A 22,387-nucleotide genomic window follows, 5' to 3' on the forward strand; every position below is an offset into this window, starting at 1 on the left:
GCTTCTCTCGCCGTCGCCATGCTGGGCGCGCCGGCCGCAGTCGCGCAGGACAAATCGATCGTCGTCGCCTCGACGACATCGACGCAGGACTCCGGCCTGTTCGGCTTCCTGCTGCCGAAGTTCAAGGACAAGACCGGCATCACCGTGAAGGTGGTCGCGCAAGGCACCGGCAAGGCGCTCGATACTGCACGCCGCGGCGATGCCGACGTGGTGTTCGTCCACGCGAAAGCGCAGGAAGAGAAGTTCCTCGCCGAAGGCTTCGGCGTGAAGCGCTATCCGGTGATGTACAACGACTTCGTGCTGATCGGGCCCAAGAGCGATCCCGCCGGCATCAAGGGCATGAAGGACGTCAGCAAGGCGCTCGTCGCCATCAAGGACAAGGGCAAGGACTTCATCTCGCGCGGCGACCGCTCCGGCACGCACAGCGCCGAGCTGAAACTCTGGAAGGCCTCCGGCGTCGACATCGAGAAAGACAAAGGCCCCTGGTACAAGGCGATCGGCCAGGGCATGGGCGCCGCGCTCAACACCGCCAAGGCGAGCAATGCCTATGTGCTATCGGACCGCGCGACCTGGATCCACTTCAAGAACAAGGGCGACCTCGAGATCGTTGTCGAGGGCGACAAGCGCATGTTCAACCAGTATGGCGTCATGCTGGTGAACCCGGCCAAGCATCCGAACGTGAAGAAGGACCTCGGCCAGCAGTTCATCGACTGGCTGATCTCGCCGGAAGGCCAGAAGACGATCTCGGACTACAAGATCGACGGCCAGCAGCTTTTCTATCCGAACGCCAACGACCCGAGCGCGTGATGCGCGGGCTCGCCGCCACCCTCGTTCTGGGAGCCGCCATCATGTCGGGAACGCCCGCGCGCGCCGAGACCGTGATGCTCTACGCGGCGGGCAGTCTCAACACCGCCCTGAGCGAAGCCGCCAGGGCATTCGAGACGGCGACCGGAAACACGGTGACGACGAAATTCGGCCCATCGGGTCTTCTGCGCAAGGAGATCGCCGACGGGGCGAAGCCGGGCCTGTTCGCCTCGGCCAACATGGAGCATCCGCGGTCGCTCGCGGATGCGGGGAAAAGCGGACCGGTGACGATGTTCGCCCGCAACAAACTCTGTGCGCTGGTAAAACCGGGCCTGCAGGTCGACAGCGCCAGCCTGCTCGCGCGCATGCTCGATCCGGGCGTAAAGCTCGGCACCTCGACGCCGAAAGCGGACCCTTCGGGCGACTACGCCTTCGAGGCATTTGCCAAGGCGGAGAGCGTGAAGCCGGGCGCGAAGGCCGCGCTCGAAGCCAAGGCGCAAAAACTCACCGGCGCCGCCGACAGCGCCAAACCTCCTGCGGGCAAAAGCGTCTACGGCTGGCATGTCGCGGAAGGCCGCGCCGACATATTCCTCACTTATTGCACCAACGCACTGGCCGCGCAGAAGCAGAATACCGGACAGCAAATCGTTGAATTACCGGCGCAATTGTCGGTGGGCGCCGATTACGGGTTGACTATCATCAACGGCGCTTCGGCGGAGACGGGCAAGCTTACGCAGTTTATCCTGTCGCCACAGGGACAGGCGATTTTGACGCGTCACGGATTCGCTTCGCCGAAATAGCGCCCGCAGCAACAGGAGCAGCAACATGAGGATCAGCGCCCGCAACGCTCTCAAGGGCAAGGTCGTCGATGTGAAAAAGGGCGCGACCACCGCGCATGTCCGCATCGACATCGGCGGGCAGGTCGTCACTGCCGCGATCACCAACGAGTCGGCGGAAGAACTCGGCCTCGCGCCCGGCAAGACCGCCTATGCGATCGTCAAGGCCAGCAGCGTGATGGTCGGCGTCGATTAGAGCGTTTTCGAGCGAAGTGGAAACCGGTTCGCGTGAAGAAAACGCGGCAAAACAAGAAACACTTCATGACACCGAGCCGCCGAGCGGTGGTAAGCGGGTTGGCGGCGGCCCTCGCCGCGCCACGGCTCGCCTGCGCCGCGACCGTGAAAGACGCGACCGGCCGCGAGCTGCCGATCCCCGCCAAGGTGACGCGCGTGTTTCCGGCCGGACCGCCGGCCGCGATCCTGCTCTACACGCTGGCACCCGACCTGCTGCTCGGCTGGCCGCGCGCCAACCGGCCGGAAGAATGCGTCTACATGCTACCGGACATCTGCAGACGCCCCGAGGTCGGCCGCATCACCGGCCGCGGCAACACCGCGAATCTCGAAACCGTGCTCGCGCTGAAACCGGACCTCATCCTCGACGTCGGCTCGGTCAACGACACCTACAAGTCGCTCGCGGTGCGCACGCAGGAGCAGACCGGCATCCCCTATGCGCTGCTGAACGGCGAATTTCTCTATATGTCGGATTGCTACGAGAAGCTCGGCGCGCTGATCCACCGCGACAATGACGGCCTCGATTTCTCCGACTACTGCTTCCAGACGCTCGGCGTCATCACCAACCGCATCGCCGGCGTGACGGCGGAAAACCGCCCGCGCGTTTATTACGCGCGCGGGCCGCGCGGCCTCGTCACCGGCCTCGGCGGCTCGATCAATGTCGAGACCATCGAACTGCTGGCGCGCAACGTCGCGGGCGGCACGCCGGGCGGCCTCGCCAATGTGTCGCTCGAGCAGGTGCTGCTCTGGAACCCGGACGTCATCGTCACCATCGACCGGCAGTTCGCCGAGACGGTGCGCAGCGACCCGGCCTGGGCCGGCGTCAAAGCGGTGAAGGACGGCCGCGTTCATCTGTCGCCGAAGATGCCGTTCGGCTGGGTCGATTTCCCGCCATCGGTCAACCGGCTGATCGGCCTGTGGTGGCTCGGCAAGATTCTCTATCCAGAGCGTTTCAACGAGGACCTGCGCGAGATCACGCGCGGCTTCTACGATAAATTCTACCATGTGACGCCGACCGACGCGCAGATCGATCATGTGCTGGCGGGCCGCGGCTGACCGATGGACGCGACGCGCCGTTCCGCTTTGCCCGGCTTCGCCATCGCGTTCGGCGTGCTCGCTGCCGGCCTCGCGCTCGCTTTCACGGTCGGGCGCTATCCGGTCGGCCTTGGCGATCTGTTTCACGTCCTGACCGCGAAACTCGCCGGCACCCCCGCCGACGTGCCGGCGAATGTCGAAAGCGTCATCCTGCAGGTGCGCGGGCCGCGCGTGCTCGCGGCGGCGATGACCGGCGGCGCGCTCGCTATCGCCGGCACGGCATTCCAGGGCCTGTTCAGAAACCCGCTGGTATCGCCGGATATTCTCGGCGCATCGTCGGGCGCCGCGCTCGGCGCGGTGATCGGCATCTTCTTTTCGCTGAGCGTCGTCTTCATCCAGGTTTTCGCTTTTGCGGGCGGACTTGTCGCCGTCGCCGCCGTCTACATGATCGGCTCCGCGGTGCGCTCGCGCGACCCGATCCTCGTGCTGGTGCTCACCGGCGTCGTGGTCGGCGCGCTGCTCGGCGCCGGCGTCGGCCTCGTGAAATATCTGGCGGACCCCTACAACCAGCTTCCGGCGATGACGTTCTGGCTGCTGGGCAGCCTTGCCGCGACGACGGTGGCCGACCTCGTGCCGCTGTTCGGCCCGCTCGCCATCGGCGCGGCGGTGCTGATCGCGCTGCGCTGGCGCATGAACGTGATGTCGCTGCCGGAGGAGGAAGCCCGCTCGCTCGGCGTCGCCACCGTCCGCTTGCGCATCGCCATCGTCGCGGCGGCAACGCTCGTCACCTCCGCAAGCGTCGCGACCGCCGGTATCGTCGGCTGGGTCGGCCTGATCGTGCCGCACATGGCGCGCTCGCTGGTCGGGCCGGATTTCGCCCGGCTTCTGCCCGCGTCAGCCATTCTCGGCGGCGGCTTCCTGCTCATGATCGACACGCTGGCGCGCACCGTCGCCCCGGTCGAAGTGCCGCTTGGCATCCTCACCGCTGTGATCGGCACGCCATTCTTCATCTGGCTGCTCGCCAGCATGTCGAAAAGCTGGTCGTAAGCCATGCGGATCGAAACACGCGACCTCGCCATCGGCTATCCCGGCCACCTCGTCGGCAGCGGGATCAATGTCGCGCTTGGAACCGGCGAAGTGCTGGCCCTGCTCGGACCGAACGGCAGCGGCAAGACGACGCTGCTGAAGACGTTGCTCGGCCTGCTCGCGCCGAAGGCCGGCGCCGTGCAACTCGGAGCGCGCGATCTCACGCGACTTGCCGACCGCGAACGGGCACGCGCCATCGCTTATGTGCCGCAGACGCATCAGGCCACCTTCGCCTTCTCCGTCGAAACCGTGGTGCTGATGGGGCGCACCGCGCATGGCAACCTGTTCAGCCGGCCGAGCGCGCATGACCGCGCGGTCGCCGGCCGCGCGATGGAACGCTTCGGCATCGCCGGACTCGCGGCCCGTCCCTACACGATGATCTCTGGCGGCGAACGGCAACTCGTTCTGCTCGCCCGTGCGCTGGCGCAGGAGCCGCAATTCGTCGTGCTCGACGAGCCGACCGCGAGCCTCGACTTCGGCAACCAGGGCAAGGTGATGAACGAAATCCGAGCGCTCGCCGCCGCCGGCCACGGCGTACTGTTCACCACCCACGACCCCAACCACGCGCTGCGAGCCGCCGACCGCGCCTGCCTGCTGCGCGGCGGCGAGACGCTTGCCGACGGACCGGTGGGCGACGTCCTCACCAAAACGATGCTGGAAAGCCTCTATGGCGCGCCGGTCGAAACGCTCGCCGCCGGGGGCAGAACCGCGTTCCTGCCGGGGTGAAATTCCGCTGCCACCACTATAGATTAGGCTCATGAGCCAAGATGCGAACCAAGACTCCAACAACGACGGCTACATCATCAAGCCGGATCCGCACGATCCGCGGCTGACCGAGTGCGTGACCGGCGTGGACCAGACCGGGCAGCGCATCGAGACTTCGGTGACGGTCGAGCGCGCGTTGACGATCTACCTGAATTCGCAGGAGATCGTCACCGCGATGACCATCAACGATTACCCGGACTATCTGGCGATCGGTTATCTGCTCAACCAGAACATGCTGATGCCGGACGACGTGGTCACCGGCGTCGACTACGACGAGGAACTTGCCGTCGTCGTGGTGCGCACCGAGCGCAAGACCGACTACGAAAAGAAGCTCAAGAAGAAAGTGCAGACCTCCGGCTGCGCGCAGGGCACCGTGTTCGGCGATCTGATGGAAGCGCTGGAGAACGTCACGCTGCCGGACGCCGAACTGCGCACCTCGTGGCTCTACAGCCTGACGCAGTCGATCAACACCACGCCGTCGCTTTATCTCGAGGCCGGCGCGATTCACGGCTGCGTGCTGGCACGCGAGGACAAGCCGCTGGTCTATATGGAAGACGTCGGCCGCCACAACGCGGTCGACAAGATCGCCGGCTGGATGTTCAAGGATAAGGTGCCGGCGCACGACAAGATCTTCTACACCACCGGCCGCCTCACCTCGGAAATGGTCATCAAGACGGTGCGGATGGGCATTCCGATTTTGATCTCGCGCTCCGGCTTCACCGCCTGGGGCGTCGAGCTGGCGCGCAAGGCGAACCTGACGCTGATCGGCCGCGCGCGCGGCAAGCGCTTCATCGCACTCGCCGGCGAGCAGCGCATCGTGTTCGATCAGGATCTCGCTTACGTCGAAGACGAGAGCGCCAAGCACCGGCGCAAAGCGGCGATGCATGACGACTGAGCTGCCGCCGACATTCGGCCTCGTTCTGGCGGGAGGTCTCGCGCGGCGCATGGGCGGCGGCGACAAGGCGCGGCTCACGGTCGGCGGCTCGACCATTCTCGACCGCGTACTGTCGTGCCTCTCCGCGCAATGCGCCGGCATCGTCATCAACGCGAACGGCGATCCCGCGCGCTTTGCCGACACCGGCGCGCCGGTGGTGGCGGACAATGTGCCGGGCTTCGTCGGCCCGCTCGCCGGCATCCTCGCGGGGCTCGACTGGCTGGCGGAGAACCGTCCCGACGTCGCATGGATGCTCAGTGTGCCGGGCGATTGCCCGTTCCTCCCCGACGATCTGGCCGAGCGGCTGCACGAAGCGCGCCGCGCCGAAGGCAAGCCGCTCGCCTGCGCGCGCTCCGGCGAGTGGCGTCATCCTGTCGTCGGCCTGTGGCCGGTCGCGCTGCGCGGCGACCTGCGCAAGGCGCTGACCGTCGACGACCTGCGCAAGATCGAGGTGTGGACCGCGCGGCACGGCATCGCCATCGCGGACTGGCCGGACAAGCCGGTCGATCCCTTCTTCAATGTGAACACCCCGGAGGATGCAGCGGCGGCCGAGAAGGTTGCGGCGCAGAACCCGGGGCTTTAACTCGCGAGCACCGCGTAGGATAGAAAGCCGACGCGCGCGCCTGCTTCGATTTCCGTGACGTCCTCCGGGAATTCGAGCAGGCCGTCGGTCGCCGTGAGCGAGGTCAAGACGCCCGCGCCGTCCTGCGGAAACTTCACCGCCTCGAGTTCGCCGTCCGCCGCCTTGCGCAACGAAACGCGGACATATTCACGGCGGCCTTTCTTTTTCCTGTAGGCGAAGGCGGCGCGCACCGGCACCGCGATGATCGGCTGCAACGCCGCGCCTGACAGCCGCATCAGCAGCGGACGCACCACGCGCACGAAGGTGACGAACACCGCGACAGGATTGCCGGGAAGGCCCGCGAAAGCCGCGCTGTTCTCGCCGTTGCGGATCACGCCCATCGCCACCGGCCGGCCCGGCTTGATGCCGACGCGCCAGAACACCAGCCGACCGACCCGCTCCACCGCGTCGCGGACGTGATCGGCCTCCCCGGTCGAGACGCCGCCGGACGTGAGAACGAGATCGTGGTCCGCCGCAGCTTTTTGAATGGCGTGCGACAGGACTTCAGGCTCGTCGCGCAGGATGCCGAGATCGGTCACCTCGGCGCCGAACTGACCGAGCAACTGGGCAAGCAGGAACCGATTGGCGTCGTAAATACCGGCCTTGCCGAGCATGCCGCCCGGCTCGACCACCTCATCGCCGGTCGAAAACACCGCGACCCGCAGCTTTCGGCGCACATCGAGTTCGGTCAGGCCGAGCGCGGCGGCGAGCGCGACGTGCCGCGCCGCAAACCGCGTTCCCGCCGCGATGACAACCTCGCCCTTGCGGGTGTCCTCGCCGGCAAGCCGGCGGTTCGCGCCTTTCTTCAAGCCACTCGGCAGCACGACCATCTCGCCGTCGACCTCGGTGTCTTCCTGCATGAACACGGTGTCGGCGCCGGGCGGCATCGGCGCCCCGGTGAAGATGCGGATCGCCTCGCCGGCGCCGATCGTGGCATTCGCGCTGCGGCCTGCCGTAAGACGGCCGGAAATCTTGAGCCGCGTGTCGCCATCCGGCTTGAGATCGGCGTGACGCACAGCGTAACCGTCGACAGCGGAATTATCGAACGGCGGCAGCGGCAGCGGCGCGACGATATCGGCGGCGGCGATGCGCCCGCCGGCTTTCGCGAGCGCCACCCGCTCCGTCTCGGCCACCGGCGCGATACGCTCGACGATCAGCTTTTCCATCTCCGCCAGCGGCATCAGCGGACCGGAGAAGGCGAAGCAATCGTCGGTGAGTTGCGTCATCGCGCGCTCCGCATCACCGGCGTTTCGGCCAGCGGCATGGCGTAACGCTGCAGCGCGTCAGCGATGACGTCGATGTCGTTGAGGTCGATCACCGGCACCCTGGCCTGCGGCAGCGCGGTGTCGGCGGCGATTGCCACGATGTGCGGGTCTTCCGGATGCAGCAGCGGCTTGCCGTTTTCGGCGCGATGAATCTCGATCTTCGGGAAGGCGTCGCGCTTGAAGCCCTCGACCAGCACCAGATCGACCGCAGACATCTTCGCGAGCAGCGCGCCGAGATCCCACTCTTCCTCCTCGCGCAGCTCGTGGAGGATCGCCCAGCGCTTGGCCGAGCTGATGATGACCTCGGTCGCGCCGGCCGCGCGGTGGACGAAGGAGTCCTTGCCCGGTTTGTCGAGGTCGAAGCCGTGGTGCGCGTGCTTCAGGGTGGAGACGCGCAGGCCCCGGCCGATCAGGCAGGGCAGCACCTTGCTGATGAGAGTGGTTTTGCCGGACCCGCTCCAGCCGGCCAGTCCGATGACGCGCATAGTCCCGTTCATGCCGCCCTTATAGCAAAATGTCCGGCGTCGAGCGGGGCGGTCTTAATCGGCAAACCGCATGCCGAGCGCGGTGATTTTCGCCCGCACCGGGGCGCTCCGCAGGGTTTCGAGGAAAGCCCGCACCGCCGGCCGCCCCAGCCGCGCGCGGGCAATCAGAAAGTCGAAATGCTCCGGCGCGACCGGAATGAAGCCGAGGCCGTAAAGCCGTGCCACCGGCTCGATGCCAACGCCCCAGTCGGCTCGCCCCTGCGCGATCGCGACGGCGACGGCGTTATGCGATTTCGGCTGGTTGGCGTAGCCCGGCGGACGCGCGCCATCGAGCAGCTTGTCGATCAGCACGCGCGTGCCGGCGCCGGCATTGCGGTTGACCATCAGGCAGGACGGGTCCGCCAGCGCCGCGGCGAGCGCTTCCGTTCCGCTGTTGCCTTCGAACCGCGCGTCGCCCGCGCGGAACATGATGCCCTGGCTGCGCTGCCAGCCCGGCACGAGGTCGATGCCGTCTTCGGAAAGGTGTTTGTTGTAGATACCGGTCTGTGGATCGACGAGATGCGCCGGCGCGACGTCGCATTCGCCGCGCCGCACCGCCGCGACGCCACCCTGGCTGCCAACCGCGATGACCCGCGCGAGAAAGCCCCGCTCGGACAGCGCACCAGTCACCACGTCGAGCGCGATGTCGTGGCTGCCCATCACGACGAGATCGGGCGCGCGCGCCGCGCCGCCGATCAGCGTCACTTCCGTTTCGGTGCCGGCATCGAGCGATGAGGCGAGCGCGTCGATCTCGATGAAGCCATCGGCCTGCGAGAAGCTCGTCACCGAGCCGGAGCCCTTCGCGGTCGGGAACGCCACCGCGCCGTCCTCGCCGCGCACCAAGGCGACCAGCGCGAATTCCTTGCGGCCGAGTTCGGAGGCGATGCGCACCGGCACGCGCGCGGTCACGGTTTCCACCGTGTCGGCTGGCAGGCCGGCGCGGGCGCGGATCACCGGCGCAACGAAAGTGTGGAAGGTGAAGATCGCAGAAGTCGGAAAGCCCGGCAGCACGATCACCGGCTTGTCGCCGATCACGGCAAGGCACAGCGGCTTGCCGGGCTTCAGCGCAACACCGTGCACGACGATGCCGGGTTGCCCGAGCTGCGACACCACGCGGTGCGACAGGTCGCCGGCGCCTTTCGAGGTGCCGCCGGACAGTACGACCATGTCGCAGTCCGCAAGCGCCGCACGCACCGCCTGCTCGAGCGCGGCCTGATCGTCGGCGAAAGCGCCGAACGACACGGCCTTACCGCCCGCTTCGGCGACAGCGGCGGCGACGATGGCGCCATTGCTGTCATAGACACCGGCAGGTGGCAGTGGCTTGCCGGGCGCGACAAGTTCGTCGCCGGTCGACAGCACCGCGACCTTCGGCCGCCGCACCACCGCGACCGAGGCAAGACCGCAAGCGGCCAGCATGCCGATCTCGCGCGAGCCGATCCTGGCGCCGCGGCGGAGCAGCGTCTCGCCGCGCGCGATGTCGGATCCGGCATAGGAGACGAATTGCCCCGGCATCACCGCACGGCGGATTTCGATGGCAGGCTGGTTATGTTGCGCGCCTCCATCGACCAGTTCGGTCTGCTCGATCATCACCACGGCATCGGCGCCGCGCGGGATCACGCCGCCGGTCGCAATCGCCGTCGCAGTGCCGGGCCGCACCTCGACCGCCGGCGCGTGACCGCAGGCGATTACTTCATGATTGAGCGTCAGCGTGTTCGGCGCCGTGTCGCTCGCGCCGTTGGTATCGACCGCGCGCAGCGCAAAACCATCGACATTCGAGCGGTCGAACGGCGGCGCATCGACGGCGGCGACAACGTCGTCCGCCAGCACGCGGCCCAGCGCATCGGCAAGCGAAACGTCCTCCCCGCTGAGCGGCGCGAGATCGAGTTTCGCATGGAAGCGCCGCGTCGCCTCGTCGGCGGCGACCACTTCGAGAAACTGCTCCTGCCGCGCCGCTGCGCGGATGCGGGCGACCAGATCGGCCTCGACCTTCTGCGGCGTGCGCGGATCATTCATGGCAGATGTCTACTACGGCCAGCCGTGAACCGCGACGTCGCTGCCTGCGGCATAGCCTTCGCTATCGGCGGGGACGACAACATAGCCGGTGGCGCGGGCCAGCACCGACAGCGGCAGAACCTTGCCGGCCAGCGGCTCGACATTGCCGCCCTCCTGCCGTACCGGCACGACATCGCACAGGCCCACTGTGGACGTGATCTTGCGCGTCAACCGGCCACGCGCGGCGGGCGATGCTTCGACCCCGCCCGTCAGCCTGCCCGTCAGATGACGGCCGATGGTGAGCCAGGCCACCAGCGCCGCATCGAGCCGCCCCGGCACGATCAGCACCGGCTTGCCCATCGCGGCACCGACCGCCGAGGTTTCGCCCGGCGCGATGCCGATACCGTGACAGGCGACACGGCCAGCTTGAGCAAGCGCAGTCACGCTGTTGTCGCGCGCGCCGGTGCCGGTGCCGCCGACAATCACGACCGCATCGGCGTCATTCGCCGCCAGCACGTCGGCGACGTCCGCGCCGTTGCGCGATTGTGCCACGACGCCCTGCGCGGCGCAGTCGCGCGCGATGACCTGCGCGGCGGGAACCAGCCGCAAATCTTCGCGCGCCGTGACGATCGCCACGCGCGGCGCGCGTACGCTCACGGTCGAGATGTCAGCCGCCATGAGCGCTGCGAGATCGGTCGCGCGCAAGCGATGGCCCGCAGCATAAAGCGGCTTTGTCGCATCGACATCGCCGCCCGGCGCAAACACGCCCTCACCCCCGGCGGCAGCAGCAACCGCTTCCGCGCTCGCTCCGCGCACAACAACAGCGTCGAGTGGCAACACCGCATCGGCACCCGGCGGCATGTCGTCGCCGGTCTCGACACGCGGCGGAATTTTCGCGAGCGGCACGGGCGCGTAGCCGCCGGCATCGGCGACATCCGCGGATACGACGGCCCAGCCGTCGATCAAAGCTATCGCGCGCGCAGGACGCGCTGCCGCCATGACATCAACGGCAAGTACGCAACCCATCGCGTCGGTCACCGCAATGTCGTGCGGCGCGACCGGTTTCGCCATTTCGTTGAGCATGGCGAAAACATCCGCGAGCGGTGTCAGCTTTGTGATGACTTGTTTCGAGTCCGGCATCGAATTCTTGAACGGTGTGCTTGACCTTGCGACGAGCGGGCGATCCAATTCTAGCCTGAGGCGCGGCCAGTTTCAGCTTATGAAATCAGAGGTTTAGCATGTTTATCGCGACCAAGGACAAGTCACTGGTGACGACGACGACCGGCGCGCTGCCGCGCCCATCCTGGTACACCGAGAACCTGCGTGGCGCGCCGTTGTCGCACGGCTTCTCCCGCCTCGCCTACCGCGAACAACATTTTGACTGCCTCGCCTGCCACTGCGCGACGCAGCAGCGCGCCGGCATCGACATCTTCGTCGACGGCGACACCCGGCTCGACGACGACGTCGCCGGACGCAGCTGGGTCAGTTATGCGACCGAGCGCATGAGCGGCGTCGGCCAGCCGCGCGTCGAGGTGCCGCCCGCGGGCTTCATGAAGGACAAAGGCCCCGGCGACATCATGTGGGAGGTGATCGAAACCCGCATGACGCCGCCGGTCGAAGGCAAGATCACGAAAAGCTGGCTGGAACTCGACCGCGCCTACAAGGCGATGGCGCCGATGACGGACAAGCCGGTGAAGGTCGGCTCGATTTCCGCGCAGATCCTCGCGCTGATGCTGACCGACATCTACTACAAGGATCGTCTCGCGCTGCTCAACGACATGTCGGATGCGCTGAACAAGGACTATCACGCGCTCGCCGATGCCGGCGCGCCGCTGGTGCAGATCGAGGAGCCAGCGATCCATCAGGTGATCTCCGATCCCAACCAGCCGATCAAGCTCGACAAGTGGGTCGAAGCGTTCAACCGCGAGGTCGCGGGACTGCGGAAGAAGACGGAAGTGTGGTGCCACACCTGCTGGGGCTCGCCGGCCGCGCAGCGCGTCGCGAGCCGCGACCAGTCCTACAAGGCCGCGCTGCCTTATCTCGACCAGCTCGACGTCGACGTGCTGACCTTCGAAGGCGCATTCAACCGCGGCATGGATTTCGAGGCGATCGGCAAAGGTGTTTCGAAAGACAAGAAGATTGCGCTTGGCGTCATCAGCCATCGCACCCTGCAGGTGGAACGGCCGGAGGAAATCGCCGACCTGATCCGCCTCGCGCTGAAATATGTCGAGCCGGAACGGCTGATCCTCACCAGCGACTGCGGCTTCGGGCGCCAGGGCATCAGCCGCATGCACGCCTTCTACAAAATGGTGGCGCTGGTGCGCGGAACGAATATGGTCAAGAAGGAACTCGGCCTGCCGGAAACTCATATTCCGGCGACCGACCGCAAGATCTCGATGGTGCCGCTCGCCTGAGCGGCGCCCCGCCGGACCGGAGCCGATCAGAGACGATGCCCGACAAGACCGCCAACCTGCGCGGCCTGAAGTGTCCGTTGCCGGCGCTGCGCACCCGCAAGCTGCTGTCGCAAATGGCGGCCGGCGAGGCGCTGACCATCGAATGCACCGATCCGCTGGCGGCGATCGACATTCCGAACCTGCTGCGGGAAACCGGCGACACGCTCGAAGGCTCGGAGACCGCCGACGGCGTACTCACATTCCGGATCAGAAAGCGTGCACGCTGAGGATCACGCAGCGACGACGTTGCTCGGCTGCCCGGCCTGAAAATTCTCGATGTGGCCGACGAGTTGCGCCCACAGCGTTTCCATCGCGCCCTGCCCGGCCCAGCCGACATGCGGCGTGACGATCACGTTCGGCCGTTCGAGGGTCGCGGCGAACGGGTGATCGGCGACGAACGGCTCGGACGTCAGGCAATCGAAGCCGAGGCCGGACACCAGCCCTTCGTCCAGCGCACGGACGGCGTCGCGCTCGACCACGAGCCCGCCACGCGCCGTGTTGATGAGCAGCGGCTTCCTCCTCATCTTGCGAAATTCCGCCATGCCGATCATGTCGCGCGTCTTCGGCGTCAGCGGGCAATGCAGCGTGATGATGTCGCTGCGCGCGAGCACCTCATCGAACGGCGTATAAAGCGGACCCAGCCCTTCGACACCCTTGTGCGCGGCGAACAGCGTCGTCATGCCGAACGCCTGGCCGAGCCGCGCGACCGCCTGGCCGATCGCGCCTTCGCCCATGATGCCGAGCGTTGCGCCGGCGAGTTCGCCGATCGGATGGCTGAAGAAGCAGAACTGCTTCGCCTTCTGCCATTCGCCGTCGATCACCGCTTGCCGGTAGCCGACGATGTTGCGGCGAAGCGCGAGAATAAGACCGAACGTGTGCTCCGGCACCGTATTGACGGCATAGCCGCGCACGTTCGAGACCACGATGCCACGGCGGCGGCAGACTTCGTGGTCGATCACGTCATAGCCGGTGGCCGCAACCGCGATCATGCGCAGTTGCGGCAGGCGCGCCAGATGATCTTCGCGGATGCAGACCTTGTTGGTGATCGCGATGGTCGCGCCGGCGAGCCGCGCGACGACCTCATCCGGCGCTGTCCTGCCGTGCTCGACCCAGTCATGCTGGAAACGCGGCCGCGCCAGTTCGACGGACGGCCCGATGGTTTCGCGGTCGAGGAAGACGATGAGCGGCTTTGCCGTCATGCGGGAACCTCCAGGCGCGCCTCGGCACGCGCCGGTTCGGCGGCGGAGCGCTGCTGCGGGTAGACCGGATAAATCCGGAGCGCACGGCCGAGTTGCTGCGTCAGCGTCAGAATGACGTCGATGTAAGGCGTCTCGATCCGGGCGAAGCGGGCCATCTCGCTGACGGCGGTGAGCAGCGCGTCCAACTCGAGCGGGCGGCCGTTTTCGAGATCCTGCAGCATCGAGGTGCGGTGTGCGCCGACACGCGACGCGCCGCGGATGCGCTTCTCAAGATCGACGCGGAACGACACGCCGAAGGCCGTCGCGACCTCCTGCGCTTCCGTCATCACATGCACGCAAAGCGCGCGCAGGTCGGGCTGCGTGGTGACGACGTCAAGCGTCGCCCGCGTCAGCGCGCTGATCGGGTTGAAGCACAGGTTGCCCCACAGCTTCAGCCACAGCTCGTTGCGGATGTTGTCGACGATCGGCGCGTCGAAACCCGCCGTCTTGAGCGCCTGCGACAGCCGCCGGCAACGCTCCGAGTCGCTGCCGTCCGGCTCGCCGAGCGAGAAGCGGTCGCCGTAGGTATGACGGATGACGCCGGGGCCGACGATCTCGGTCGCCGGATAAACGATGCAACCGAGCGCGCGTTGCGGGCCGATGGTGTTCCACTGGCGCGCGCCGGGATCGACGCTTTCGAGCCGCAGCTTTTCGAACCGCTTGTCGAGGCCGTAGGTGTACCACCACGGCACGCCATTCTGCCCGGTAACGACAGCTGTGCCGTCGCCAAGCAGCGGCGTCATCTGCTCGGCCGCTTCCCACGCCTGATGCGCCTTGACGCAAACGATGACGTAGTCCTGCGGCCCAAGTTCTGCGGGATTGTTGGTCGCCCGCGGGTGGCAGACGCGCTCCTCGCCGCCGATCTGCAGCGTGAGGCCGCGAGCGCGGATCGCCTGGAGATGCACGCCGCGCGCGACGAGCGACAACTCGACGCCGTCCACTTTGCTCAGGCCGGCGGCGAGATAACCGCCGATGGCGCCTGCGCCATAGATGCATATCTTCATGAGCGTTCCCCGATGCGGTTATGCGACACGATCGAGCTGGAGCTGCGGCGCGGTGGCGCGGAAGAACTCTTCCGCCGCCGCGACGCCGGAGCCCGCTTCGACCGGCACGCCGACATCGCGGAGCGCCATCTCACAACCTGCGAGCGCCGACAGGATCATGATTTCGTTCATGTGGCCGAGGTGCCCAATGCGGAACACGCGGACGGCGACCTTCGACAGGCCAACGCCGAGCGACAGGCGATAGCGGTGATAGGCGGCCTTCACCACGTCGTCGCTGTTGAAGCCCTTCGGCACGCAGACCGCCGAAACCGTGTCGGAATACCATTTCGGATGTTTGGCGCAGAGCGTCAGACCCCACGCGGCAACGCCCTTGCGCACGCTCTCCGCCATGCGGTGATGCCGGGCGAACACGTTGTCGAGGCCCTCGGCGAGCAGCATGTCGAGCGAAGCGCGCAGGCCGCGCATCAGCGTCGTCGCCGGCGTATAGGGGAAGTAGCCGTCCTTGTTGGTGCGGATCATGTCCGCGAAGTCATAGAAGCAGCGCGGGCACTTCGCGGTCTTGTGCGCCTCGAGCGCCTTCGGGCTGACCGCGACGATGGCGAGGCCGGTCGGCAGCATGAAGCCCTTTTGCGAGCCGGACACCGCGACATCGACGCCCCATTCGTCCATGCGGAAGTCGATGCTGGCGATCGAACTGACGCCGTCGACCATCAGCAGGGCCGGGTGGTTCGCCGCGTCCATCGCCTTGCGCACGCCGCCGACGTCGCTCGTCACGCCGGTCGCCGTTTCGTTGTGGCAGACCAGCACGGCCTTGATCTCGTGCGCCTTGTCCTCACGCAGACGCTGCTCGTAGGCATCGAGCGGAACGCCTTCGCCCCATTCGCACTGCACGGCTTCAGCGGTGAGGCCGTGGCGCGTGACGAGGTCGGCCCACAGATGCGAGAACTGGCCGAACACCGCGATCAGCACCTTGTCGCCGGGCGACAGCGTGTTGGTGATTGCGGCTTCCCAGCCACCGGTGCCGGAGCCGGGGAACAGGAAGACCTGGCCCTTCTCGGTCTTGAACGCCTTCTTCAAATCCTTGAACAGCGGCAGCGTGAAAGCCGGAAAGTCCGGCGAACGCTGGTCCTCGAGCGGAATGTCCATGGCCTGCCGCACACTGAACGGCATGTTGGTGGGGCCGGGAACGAAAAGACCATGAAAGCCAGACATTGCACCCTCCGTGCGGTTGAGACGTGAAAATCAGTTGTGAGCGGGGTAGATCGGAAACCGTTCGCACAGCGCGATGGCCTGCGCCTTCACCCATTGCTCGACCGACGCATTGTGGACCTCGCCGCGCGCGGCGAGATCGTCGAGCACGGCCACGATCATGTGGCCGATGGCGCGGAATTCCGTCACGCCGAAGCCGCGCGTGGTGCCGGCTGCGGTGCCGAGCCGCAGACCCGAGGTCACCGTCGGCTTCGCGGTATCGAACGGCACGCCGTTCTTGTTGCAGGTGATGTGCGCGCGGCCGAGGCTCTTTTCCGCCGCGGCGCCGGTCAGATTTTTCGGCCGCAGATCGACCAGGATCAGATGGCTGTCGGTGCCGCCGGTGACGATCGCAAAGCCCGCCTCCTTCAGAACGGTGCCGAGTACCTTGCAGTTCTCGACCACGGCGCGCGCGTAATCCCTGAATTCCGGCCGCAAGGCTTCGCCGAATGCGGCGGCCTTCGCGGCGATGACATGCATCAGCGGCCCGCCCTGCAGGCCGGGGAAGACGGCCGAATCGATCTTCTTTGCAATCTCGCCGTCGTTGGTCAGGATCATGCCGCCGCGCGGACCGCGCAGCGTCTTGTGGGTCGTCGTCGTCACCACATGGGCGTGTGGCAGCGGCGACGGATAGACGCCGCCGGCGACGAGACCCGCGAAATGCGCCATGTCGACCATAAGGTAAGCGCCGACCTCGTCGGCGATGGCGCGGAACGCAGCGAAATCGATTTCGCGCGGATAGGCGGAGCCACCCGCGATGATCACTCTCGGCAGGAATTCGCGGGCGCGATTCGCAACCTCGTTCATGTCGATGAGATTGTCGCCGGCGCGCACGCCGTAGGAGATCGCGCGGAACCATTTGCCCGACAGGTTGGGCGCCGCGCCGTGGGTGAGATGCCCGCCGGCCGATAGCGCCATGCCGAGGATGGTGTCGCCCGGCTTGGTCAGCGCGAGCAGCACGGCCTGGTTGGCCTGGCTGCCGGAACTCGGCTGAACGTTGGCGTAAGCGCAACCGAACAGTTCGGTCGCGCGCGCAATCGCGAGCGCCTCGACTTCGTCGACATATTGGCAGCCGCCGTAATAGCGGCGGCCGGGATAGCCTTCGGCGTATTTGTTGGTGAGCACGGAGCCGGCGGCGTTCAGCACCGCGGTGCTGACAATGTTCTCCGACGCGATCAGCTCGATCTCATTGCGCTGGCGGTCGAGCTCGCGCGTGAGGCTGGCGGCGAGAACCGGGTCCGCCTGCGCCAGCTCGGCCGCGAAGAAATCCGGCGCCCCACCCTTGGCCCCGCTCCCCGTTCCGTCTTTGCCGACTTGCAGTCGTGACGTGTTCTGCATGGCTCGCCCTCTCTGGAATAATGTATGCCAACACGTTTTTCCTGAAAATGGAAATCGTTTCTATTTTTCAAGATACTCGCATGTTGAAAAAATACCTTATAAAACAATATATTATAGTGACGCTCGTAATCGAATGGGCGAATATTAGAATTCCATTCGAATCGGAAGAGGTTTTGATGGTCGGACGACCCCGGACAACAAGCGAGGCCTCGAGCACAGCCCAGATGGGCGGCTCGGTGCAGGCGCTCGAGCGCGGCCTCAACCTCATGGCGCTGATCGCAGAGGGTGACGGGCTGTCACTGACGACGATCGCCCAGCGCGCCGGCATCGCCGCCTCCACCGCGCACCGGATTCTCAGCACGCTGAAGGCGAGCGGCTTCGTGCAATGCGACGACACGCACCGCTATTTCGTCGGCGCACAGGCCTTCCGCATCGGCAGTGCGTTTTTGCGGAACCGCAAGATGGCGATTGTCGGCCGGCGCGTCATGCGCCAGCTCATGGAAGCGAGCGGTGAAACCGTCAGCATGGCGATCGAGAACGATGGCTTCGTCGTCTTCGTCTCGCAGGTCGAGAGCCATCAGGCGATCCGCGCCTTTCATCGTCCTGGCGCGCGCGGCCCGCTGCACGCATCGAGCCTCGGCAAGGCGATGATGGCGACGCAGACGGAGGACGGCGTGGCGCAGCGCCTGCATCGCGCCGGCATGCAGAAGCTCACGAAGAAGACGATCATCGACCCCGACGCACTGCTCAAGGATCTGGCGGCGGCGCGGGCGCGCGGCTGGGCGGTCGACGACGAGGAGCAGTCTGACGGGCTGCGCTGCGTCGGCGCCGCGATCTTCAACGAGCACGGCGAGGCGGTCGGCGCGATTTCGATTTCCGGACCGACCGTGCGGATGAGCGAAGAAAGACTCGGCGAGCTTGGCCCGATGGTGAAGCGCGCCGCTGCCGAGATCACCGAGTTGATCGGCGGAAGCCGGCCGGAGGGCTGACGATTTCCACGTCGCGCGCTTTCGCGCACGCGACGGGAAAGAACTCGCCGGGAGAGCGCATGTCGCACCCTCCCCGGTGAAGCCGAACGGTCAGGTCAGCACCTCGGCCACGCGCTCCAGCGCCTTCTCGAAACAGGCGAGCGGCGCGCGCGCGATACCGGCACCGACCTGGCCGACGCCGGGCAGCCGGTGCGCAATCCCGGTGTTGATGTAGGGCGTGATGCCGGTCTGCAGCACCTTGCGGATGTCGATGCCGGTCGGAAGCCCCGCGTAATCGAGGTTCGGCATCGTCCAGTCGGGGCTGCGCCCCGCGGTGATCTCGTACATCGCCATCGTGTATTGCGCCGCCTCGCTCGCCTTGCCGGCGCCGACGAAGCCGGCGACCGCAGGCGACGTCGCCATCGCGCAGCCGCCAAGGCCGATCGTTTCGACGATGGCCGAGTCGCCCATGTCGGGATTCGCATCCTTTTCCGAATAGCCGGGAAAATACATGCCAACCGGCATTTCCACCGGCGCGGTGAACCATTCCGATCCTGTCGCGCTCACCTGAATGCCGAAGTCGGTGCCGTTGCGGCACATCGCCGTCACGATGGTCGAATTCGGGATATCGCGGACCGGGTCCATGATCGACTTCGCCATCGCCATCGCGATGTTGAGGAAGAACTGGTCGTTCTGCCCGACGAATTTCAGAACGCCGGTCAGCTTCTCGTCGAGCCACTGGCCGAGCGCGGGCGCGATCTCGCGCATGAACAGCGCAGAGCAGGCGATGTTGCGCTGGTGCATTTCATCGCCCATCGAGAGGCCGCGCGCGATGATGTTCTTGAGCGGGATGCCGCCGGCGCGCTGCAGCGCAGCGGACAAGGCCGGCCCGAGCACGGTTGCGGTCCAGCGCAGGCGGTCGAGCACTTCCTTGTCGTTGCCGCCGAACCGCAACACCTTTCCGAGACCTTCATTGATGGTGCAGAACGCGCGATTGCCGAAGGCCTTATTCTCGACGATCAGCACCGGCTGCGTCGGCGTCACCATTCCGGTCATCGGGCCGACGGCGCCGAAGTGATGATTGGGATGGAAGGCGAATTTTCCGGCAGCAGCAGCCGTTTCGGCCACCGCGAGATCAGGCGCGAGGCCCTCGAACACGGCGATGCCGCACACCGCGCCGCGCATCGGGCCGCACATCCGGTCCCAGGTGATCGGCGGGCCGGCATGCAGGATCATCCCTTTTTTCAGGCCGGGAATGACCTCTCCCGCCGGCTTCACGTCGACCAGGACGGTCTCCGCCGCGAAGATCCGCCGCAGGGCCTCTGCATTCGCCTTTTCGATCGCTTCCATCGCACGTTCCTTTTGCATCGCCGGGACGCCGGCACAAACGCACAAGCCGGCGAAGAAGTCATGTTTGGCACGATACTTCTGTGAATTCCGGACGACGATAGGTGAGCTTGGGACACAAATCAATAAAGGTGAGATAATCATTTTTTTCGAAATTATTTGTCACCACCCGCAAAATCAGTAATATTCGACTTCCGTGGCCCCGCCACGGATGATCGACTGTCTTGCGAGGGGAGACGGACGTGTCCGCAGGAATTCCCAAGAGGCTCGTGATCGCCATCGGCGGCAACGCCACGCACCCGGAAGGAATCCGGGGAACGCCGACCGAACAGGCCGACGTCGCCGCGCAGCTCGGCCAGTCGCTGCTGCCGGTGATGGAGCTCAACAACGAACTCATCCTCACCCATGGCAACGGCCCGGTGGTCGGCAAGATCCTGATGCGGCAATCGCTCGCCCGGCATCGGGTCGAGCCGATGTCGCTCGATATCTGCGTCGCCCACAGCCAGGGCGGCATCGCCTATCTGCTGATGCAGGCGTTGGAAAACGCGCTGCGCGCCAAGGCAAACCCGCGCCACGTCGTCTGCATGCTCACCCAGGTCGAGGTCGACCCGAACGACCCGGCTTTCGCCAATCCGTCGAAGCCGATCGGTTACTTCTATACCGAGGAAGAAGCCCGCGCCCTTCAGGACGAACTGGGCTGGCTGATGCGCGAGGATTCCGGCCGCGGCTGGCGGCATGTCGTGCCGTCCCCGCAGCCCAAGCACATCGTTGACATTTCACTGGTGCGCACGCTCGCGGCGAGTGGCGCGGTCGTCATCGCGGGCGGCGGCGGCGGCGTACCGGTGGTGCGTGGCCCCATGAAGCAGCGCCACGGCATCGAAGCCGTCATCGACAAGGACCGCACCTCCGCGCTAATGGCGAACGTGCTCGGCATCGAGGATCTGATGATCCTGACCGCGGTGCCGCGCGTCGCGATCAATTTCGGCAAGCCGAACCAGCAGGCGCTCGACCGGGTGACGTTGAAGGATATTCGCAAGCTCCATGACGAGGGTCACTTTCCACCCGGCAGCATGGGTCCCAAGATCGACGCCGCGATGCAGTTCATCGAGGGCGGCGGCAAGCGCGTCATGATCGGCCGTCTCGAAGACGCCGTGCCGGTGATGGAAGGCAAGACCGGCACCCATATCGTCGCCGACCCGTAAGGCGCGCGACGTTTCGTAGTGATGTCAGGCAGGCCGCAATGGCTTCCTATTCGTGAGGTTGAAATGGAAATCGACAAGCTCCTTCAGGCGGAAATCCGCGTCATCAATGTCGGCCTGCGCGAATTCGCGCGCGACCTCGAGGCGCGCAAGACCCCGGTGGTTCATGTGGAATGGTCGCCGCCGGCCGTAAAGAACCCGAAGATCGCCGCGCTGCTCGCCAAAATGGGAAGCTGAAATGACGGCCTCCCTCGCCGACCGCATCGACGAAGCCAATCGCGAAGCGCACCGGCGCATGCTCGCCGGCGACCCGGCGCTGGTCGACGTCCAGTCCGCATCGCAGGTCATTCCGAACTTTCCCGAACGCACGATCCTGCACGCCGGTCCGCCGATCACCTGGGATCGCATGTGCGGCCCGATGCAGGGCGCCGTCGCCGGCGCGATCGTGTTCGAGGGCTGGGCGCCCGACATCGAGCAGGCCAACGCGCTGGCCGCCGCAGGCAAGGTGAATTTCCAGCCGAACCATCATTTCGGCGGTGTCGGACCGATGACCGGCATCACCACGCCGAACATGGCGGTGCTCGTGGTCGAAAACCGTGTCTTCGGCATCAAGTCCTACTGCACGGTCAACGAGGGCCTCGGCAACGTGATGCGCTTCGGCGGCAACGACCGCGAGGTGATCGAGCGCCTGCAGTGGATGAGCAAGGTCGCCGGTCCCGCGCTCGGCAAGGCGGTGCGCAATCGCGGCGGTATTCCGCTGAAAAACGTGATCGCCCGCGGGCTGACGATGGGGGACGAGATGCACATGCGCAACGCCGCGTGCTGCGGCCTGATCCTGCGCGAGCTCGCCGGCGACCTCGCCGAGACCAACGCACCCGATCTTGCGCGTATCCTGAAATTCATCTCCGGCAACGACATGTTCTTCCTGAACGTCGTGATGGCGGCAGCGAAGGCCATCGCCGCGCCCGCGCACGGCATCCCCTATTCCACCGTCGTCACGACGATGGCGCGCAACGGCACCGATTTCGGCATCCGCGTCAGCTCGACCGGCGATCGCTGGTTCACCGGGCCGGCGCAGCACGCGCGCGGCCTGTTGTTTGCCGGCTTCACCGAGGCCGACGCCAATCCCGACATCGGCGACTCCTGCATTACCGAAACCGTCGGCCTCGGCGGATTCGCGATGGCCGCTTCCCCCGCCGTCGTCGGATTCCTCGGCGCCGGCTCGATGGCGGACGCGATCGCGTATACGCGACGGATGACGGAAATCACCATCGGCCCCAACCCCGAATGGCGGCTTCCGACGCTCGACATGATGGGCGTTCCGACCGCCATCGACATTCGCAAGGTGCTGGCGACCGACACATTGCCGGTCATCAACACCGCCATCACCAATCGCCGGCCCGGCAAGGGCCAGATCGGTGCGGGCGTCGTTCATCCGCCGCTGGCCTGCTTCGAGGAAGCGCTGACGGCCTTCGCTGAACTTTATGGAGCCGCGTAA

At 66.2% G+C, this 22,387-nt stretch carries 23 protein-coding genes; 14 read left to right on the forward strand and 9 right to left on the reverse strand.

Annotated elements, in window-relative coordinates:
• Positions 1–18 precede the first annotated feature (18 nt).
• The 8 genes from AB7F10_RS10695 to mobA all read left to right on the forward strand — a co-directional run bounded on the left by AB7F10_RS10695 (position 19) and on the right by mobA (position 6,274).
• Complete coding sequence (locus AB7F10_RS10695) at positions 19–807, forward strand: extracellular solute-binding protein (RefSeq protein WP_428561555.1); 789 nt, start codon at positions 19–21, stop codon at positions 805–807.
• Positions 807–1,604, forward strand: a complete 798-nt coding sequence (locus tag AB7F10_RS10700; RefSeq protein ID WP_428560604.1) for a molybdate ABC transporter substrate-binding protein — start codon at positions 807–809, stop codon at positions 1,602–1,604. Before AB7F10_RS10695 ends, AB7F10_RS10700 begins: the two co-directional genes overlap by 1 nt.
• 25 nt (positions 1,605–1,629) lie before the next feature.
• A complete protein-coding gene (locus AB7F10_RS10705) occupies positions 1,630–1,836 on the forward strand; it encodes a TOBE domain-containing protein (RefSeq protein ID WP_428560606.1) in 207 nt (68 codons plus the stop codon).
• 65 nt (positions 1,837–1,901) lie between these two features.
• Positions 1,902–2,927 (forward strand): iron ABC transporter substrate-binding protein, encoded by a 1,026-nt coding sequence (locus AB7F10_RS10710; protein WP_428560609.1) that lies wholly within the window; start codon positions 1,902–1,904, stop codon positions 2,925–2,927.
• Positions 2,928–2,930: 3 nt separating this feature from the next.
• Positions 2,931–3,953 (forward strand): FecCD family ABC transporter permease, encoded by a 1,023-nt coding sequence (locus tag AB7F10_RS10715; RefSeq protein ID WP_428560611.1) that lies wholly within the window; start codon positions 2,931–2,933, stop codon positions 3,951–3,953.
• Between the two features lie 3 nt (positions 3,954–3,956).
• Positions 3,957–4,718, forward strand: a complete 762-nt coding sequence (locus AB7F10_RS10720) for an ABC transporter ATP-binding protein (RefSeq protein ID WP_428560613.1) — start codon at positions 3,957–3,959, stop codon at positions 4,716–4,718.
• 31 nt (positions 4,719–4,749) lie between these two features.
• Positions 4,750–5,652 (forward strand): formate dehydrogenase accessory sulfurtransferase FdhD, encoded by a 903-nt coding sequence (locus AB7F10_RS10725; protein ID WP_428560615.1) that lies wholly within the window; start codon positions 4,750–4,752, stop codon positions 5,650–5,652.
• On the forward strand, positions 5,642–6,274 hold the full coding sequence (gene mobA, locus AB7F10_RS10730; protein ID WP_428560617.1) for a molybdenum cofactor guanylyltransferase MobA: 633 nt from the start codon (positions 5,642–5,644) through the stop codon (positions 6,272–6,274). Before AB7F10_RS10725 ends, mobA begins: the two co-directional genes overlap by 11 nt.
• Here mobA and AB7F10_RS10735 read toward each other — a convergent pair.
• Genes AB7F10_RS10735 through AB7F10_RS10750 form a run of 4 tightly spaced genes read right to left on the reverse strand, consistent with a single transcriptional unit; the run spans position 6,271 to position 11,234 of the window.
• On the reverse strand, positions 6,271–7,539 hold the full coding sequence (locus AB7F10_RS10735; protein ID WP_428560620.1) for a molybdopterin molybdotransferase MoeA: 1,269 nt from the start codon (positions 7,537–7,539) through the stop codon (positions 6,271–6,273). The genes mobA and AB7F10_RS10735 overlap by 4 nt on opposite strands.
• A complete protein-coding gene (gene mobB / locus AB7F10_RS10740; RefSeq protein WP_428561558.1) occupies positions 7,536–8,063 on the reverse strand; it encodes a molybdopterin-guanine dinucleotide biosynthesis protein B in 528 nt (175 codons plus the stop codon). Before mobB ends, AB7F10_RS10735 begins: the two co-directional genes overlap by 4 nt.
• A gap of 54 nt (positions 8,064–8,117) precedes the next feature.
• A complete protein-coding gene (locus AB7F10_RS10745) occupies positions 8,118–10,115 on the reverse strand; it encodes a molybdopterin biosynthesis protein (protein ID WP_428560623.1) in 1,998 nt (665 codons plus the stop codon).
• Positions 10,116–10,127: 12 nt separating this feature from the next.
• A complete protein-coding gene (locus AB7F10_RS10750; RefSeq protein WP_428560625.1) occupies positions 10,128–11,234 on the reverse strand; it encodes a molybdopterin-binding protein in 1,107 nt (368 codons plus the stop codon).
• A gap of 98 nt (positions 11,235–11,332) precedes the next feature.
• On the opposite strand from AB7F10_RS10750, the gene AB7F10_RS10755 reads away from it, so the two are divergent.
• Both AB7F10_RS10755 and AB7F10_RS10760 read left to right on the forward strand, forming a co-directional pair.
• Positions 11,333–12,508, forward strand: coding sequence for a hypothetical protein (locus AB7F10_RS10755; protein WP_428560627.1), 1,176 nt, complete (start codon positions 11,333–11,335; stop codon positions 12,506–12,508).
• A 35-nt stretch (positions 12,509–12,543) separates the two neighbouring features.
• Positions 12,544–12,774, forward strand: coding sequence for a sulfurtransferase TusA family protein (locus AB7F10_RS10760; protein ID WP_428560629.1), 231 nt, complete (start codon positions 12,544–12,546; stop codon positions 12,772–12,774).
• 3 nt (positions 12,775–12,777) lie between these two features.
• Here the strand turns inward: AB7F10_RS10760 and AB7F10_RS10765 are convergent, their stop codons facing one another.
• The 4 genes from AB7F10_RS10765 to glyA are packed head-to-tail and all read right to left on the reverse strand — an operon-like array spanning position 12,778 to position 17,375.
• Positions 12,778–13,746 carry a D-2-hydroxyacid dehydrogenase gene (locus AB7F10_RS10765; RefSeq protein ID WP_428560632.1) on the reverse strand — a complete coding sequence of 323 codons (969 nt, stop codon included), beginning with the start codon at positions 13,744–13,746 and terminating at the stop codon, positions 12,778–12,780.
• Positions 13,743–14,789: a 2-dehydropantoate 2-reductase gene (locus tag AB7F10_RS10770; RefSeq protein WP_428560635.1), complete on the reverse strand. Its 1,047-nt coding sequence runs from the start codon at positions 14,787–14,789 to the stop codon at positions 13,743–13,745. The genes AB7F10_RS10765 and AB7F10_RS10770 overlap by 4 nt, the downstream gene beginning before the upstream one ends.
• 18 nt (positions 14,790–14,807) lie before the next feature.
• A complete protein-coding gene (locus tag AB7F10_RS10775) occupies positions 14,808–16,001 on the reverse strand; it encodes an aminotransferase class V-fold PLP-dependent enzyme (protein ID WP_428560637.1) in 1,194 nt (397 codons plus the stop codon).
• Positions 16,002–16,031: 30 nt separating this feature from the next.
• On the reverse strand, positions 16,032–17,375 hold the full coding sequence (gene glyA / locus AB7F10_RS10780) for a serine hydroxymethyltransferase (RefSeq protein ID WP_428560639.1): 1,344 nt from the start codon (positions 17,373–17,375) through the stop codon (positions 16,032–16,034).
• Between the two features lie 176 nt (positions 17,376–17,551).
• Between glyA and AB7F10_RS10785 the strand changes: the two genes are divergently transcribed.
• On the forward strand, positions 17,552–18,364 hold the full coding sequence (locus AB7F10_RS10785; RefSeq protein ID WP_428560641.1) for an IclR family transcriptional regulator: 813 nt from the start codon (positions 17,552–17,554) through the stop codon (positions 18,362–18,364).
• A 90-nt stretch (positions 18,365–18,454) separates the two neighbouring features.
• On the opposite strand, the gene AB7F10_RS10790 is transcribed toward AB7F10_RS10785, so the two are convergent.
• Positions 18,455–19,693: a DUF1116 domain-containing protein gene (locus AB7F10_RS10790; protein ID WP_428560643.1), complete on the reverse strand. Its 1,239-nt coding sequence runs from the start codon at positions 19,691–19,693 to the stop codon at positions 18,455–18,457.
• 239 nt (positions 19,694–19,932) lie between these two features.
• Between AB7F10_RS10790 and AB7F10_RS10795 the strand changes: the two genes are divergently transcribed.
• The 3 genes from AB7F10_RS10795 (at position 19,933) to AB7F10_RS10805 (ending at position 22,387) form a co-directional block, all read left to right on the forward strand.
• Positions 19,933–20,892: a carbamate kinase gene (locus AB7F10_RS10795; RefSeq protein WP_428560645.1), complete on the forward strand. Its 960-nt coding sequence runs from the start codon at positions 19,933–19,935 to the stop codon at positions 20,890–20,892.
• A 63-nt stretch (positions 20,893–20,955) separates the two neighbouring features.
• Positions 20,956–21,126, forward strand: a complete 171-nt coding sequence (locus AB7F10_RS10800; protein WP_428560647.1) for a hypothetical protein — start codon at positions 20,956–20,958, stop codon at positions 21,124–21,126.
• A 1-nt stretch (position 21,127) separates the two neighbouring features.
• Positions 21,128–22,387: a DUF1116 domain-containing protein gene (locus AB7F10_RS10805; protein ID WP_428560650.1), complete on the forward strand. Its 1,260-nt coding sequence runs from the start codon at positions 21,128–21,130 to the stop codon at positions 22,385–22,387.

Source organism: Pseudolabrys sp. (genome assembly GCF_050250095.1).
Lineage (GTDB): Bacteria > Pseudomonadota > Alphaproteobacteria > Rhizobiales > Xanthobacteraceae > Pseudolabrys.

What these genes read in the sequence shown, in the direction of transcription:
- AB7F10_RS10695 (WP_428561555.1), top strand. Translation starts at nt 19, where the DNA reads ATGCTGGGCGCGCCGGCCGCAGTCGCGCAGGACAAATCGATCGTCGTC.
- AB7F10_RS10700 (WP_428560604.1), top strand. Translation starts at nt 807, where the DNA reads ATGCGCGGGCTCGCCGCCACCCTCGTTCTGGGAGCCGCCATCATGTCG.
- AB7F10_RS10705 (WP_428560606.1), top strand. Translation starts at nt 1,630, where the DNA reads ATGAGGATCAGCGCCCGCAACGCTCTCAAGGGCAAGGTCGTCGATGTG.
- AB7F10_RS10710 (WP_428560609.1), top strand. Translation starts at nt 1,902, where the DNA reads ATGACACCGAGCCGCCGAGCGGTGGTAAGCGGGTTGGCGGCGGCCCTC.
- AB7F10_RS10715 (WP_428560611.1), top strand. Translation starts at nt 2,931, where the DNA reads ATGGACGCGACGCGCCGTTCCGCTTTGCCCGGCTTCGCCATCGCGTTC.
- AB7F10_RS10720 (WP_428560613.1), top strand. Translation starts at nt 3,957, where the DNA reads ATGCGGATCGAAACACGCGACCTCGCCATCGGCTATCCCGGCCACCTC.
- AB7F10_RS10725 (WP_428560615.1), top strand. Translation starts at nt 4,750, where the DNA reads ATGAGCCAAGATGCGAACCAAGACTCCAACAACGACGGCTACATCATC.
- mobA (WP_428560617.1), top strand. Translation starts at nt 5,642, where the DNA reads ATGACGACTGAGCTGCCGCCGACATTCGGCCTCGTTCTGGCGGGAGGT.
- AB7F10_RS10735 (WP_428560620.1), bottom strand. Translation starts at nt 7,539, where the DNA reads ATGACGCAACTCACCGACGATTGCTTCGCCTTCTCCGGTCCGCTGATG.
- mobB (WP_428561558.1), bottom strand. Translation starts at nt 8,063, where the DNA reads ATGCGCGTCATCGGACTGGCCGGCTGGAGCGGGTCCGGCAAAACCACT.
- AB7F10_RS10745 (WP_428560623.1), bottom strand. Translation starts at nt 10,115, where the DNA reads ATGAATGATCCGCGCACGCCGCAGAAGGTCGAGGCCGATCTGGTCGCC.
- AB7F10_RS10750 (WP_428560625.1), bottom strand. Translation starts at nt 11,234, where the DNA reads ATGCCGGACTCGAAACAAGTCATCACAAAGCTGACACCGCTCGCGGAT.
- AB7F10_RS10755 (WP_428560627.1), top strand. Translation starts at nt 11,333, where the DNA reads ATGTTTATCGCGACCAAGGACAAGTCACTGGTGACGACGACGACCGGC.
- AB7F10_RS10760 (WP_428560629.1), top strand. Translation starts at nt 12,544, where the DNA reads ATGCCCGACAAGACCGCCAACCTGCGCGGCCTGAAGTGTCCGTTGCCG.
- AB7F10_RS10765 (WP_428560632.1), bottom strand. Translation starts at nt 13,746, where the DNA reads ATGACGGCAAAGCCGCTCATCGTCTTCCTCGACCGCGAAACCATCGGG.
- AB7F10_RS10770 (WP_428560635.1), bottom strand. Translation starts at nt 14,789, where the DNA reads ATGAAGATATGCATCTATGGCGCAGGCGCCATCGGCGGTTATCTCGCC.
- AB7F10_RS10775 (WP_428560637.1), bottom strand. Translation starts at nt 16,001, where the DNA reads ATGTCTGGCTTTCATGGTCTTTTCGTTCCCGGCCCCACCAACATGCCG.
- glyA (WP_428560639.1), bottom strand. Translation starts at nt 17,375, where the DNA reads ATGCAGAACACGTCACGACTGCAAGTCGGCAAAGACGGAACGGGGAGC.
- AB7F10_RS10785 (WP_428560641.1), top strand. Translation starts at nt 17,552, where the DNA reads ATGGTCGGACGACCCCGGACAACAAGCGAGGCCTCGAGCACAGCCCAG.
- AB7F10_RS10790 (WP_428560643.1), bottom strand. Translation starts at nt 19,693, where the DNA reads ATGGAAGCGATCGAAAAGGCGAATGCAGAGGCCCTGCGGCGGATCTTC.
- AB7F10_RS10800 (WP_428560647.1), top strand. Translation starts at nt 20,956, where the DNA reads ATGGAAATCGACAAGCTCCTTCAGGCGGAAATCCGCGTCATCAATGTC.
- AB7F10_RS10805 (WP_428560650.1), top strand. Translation starts at nt 21,128, where the DNA reads ATGACGGCCTCCCTCGCCGACCGCATCGACGAAGCCAATCGCGAAGCG.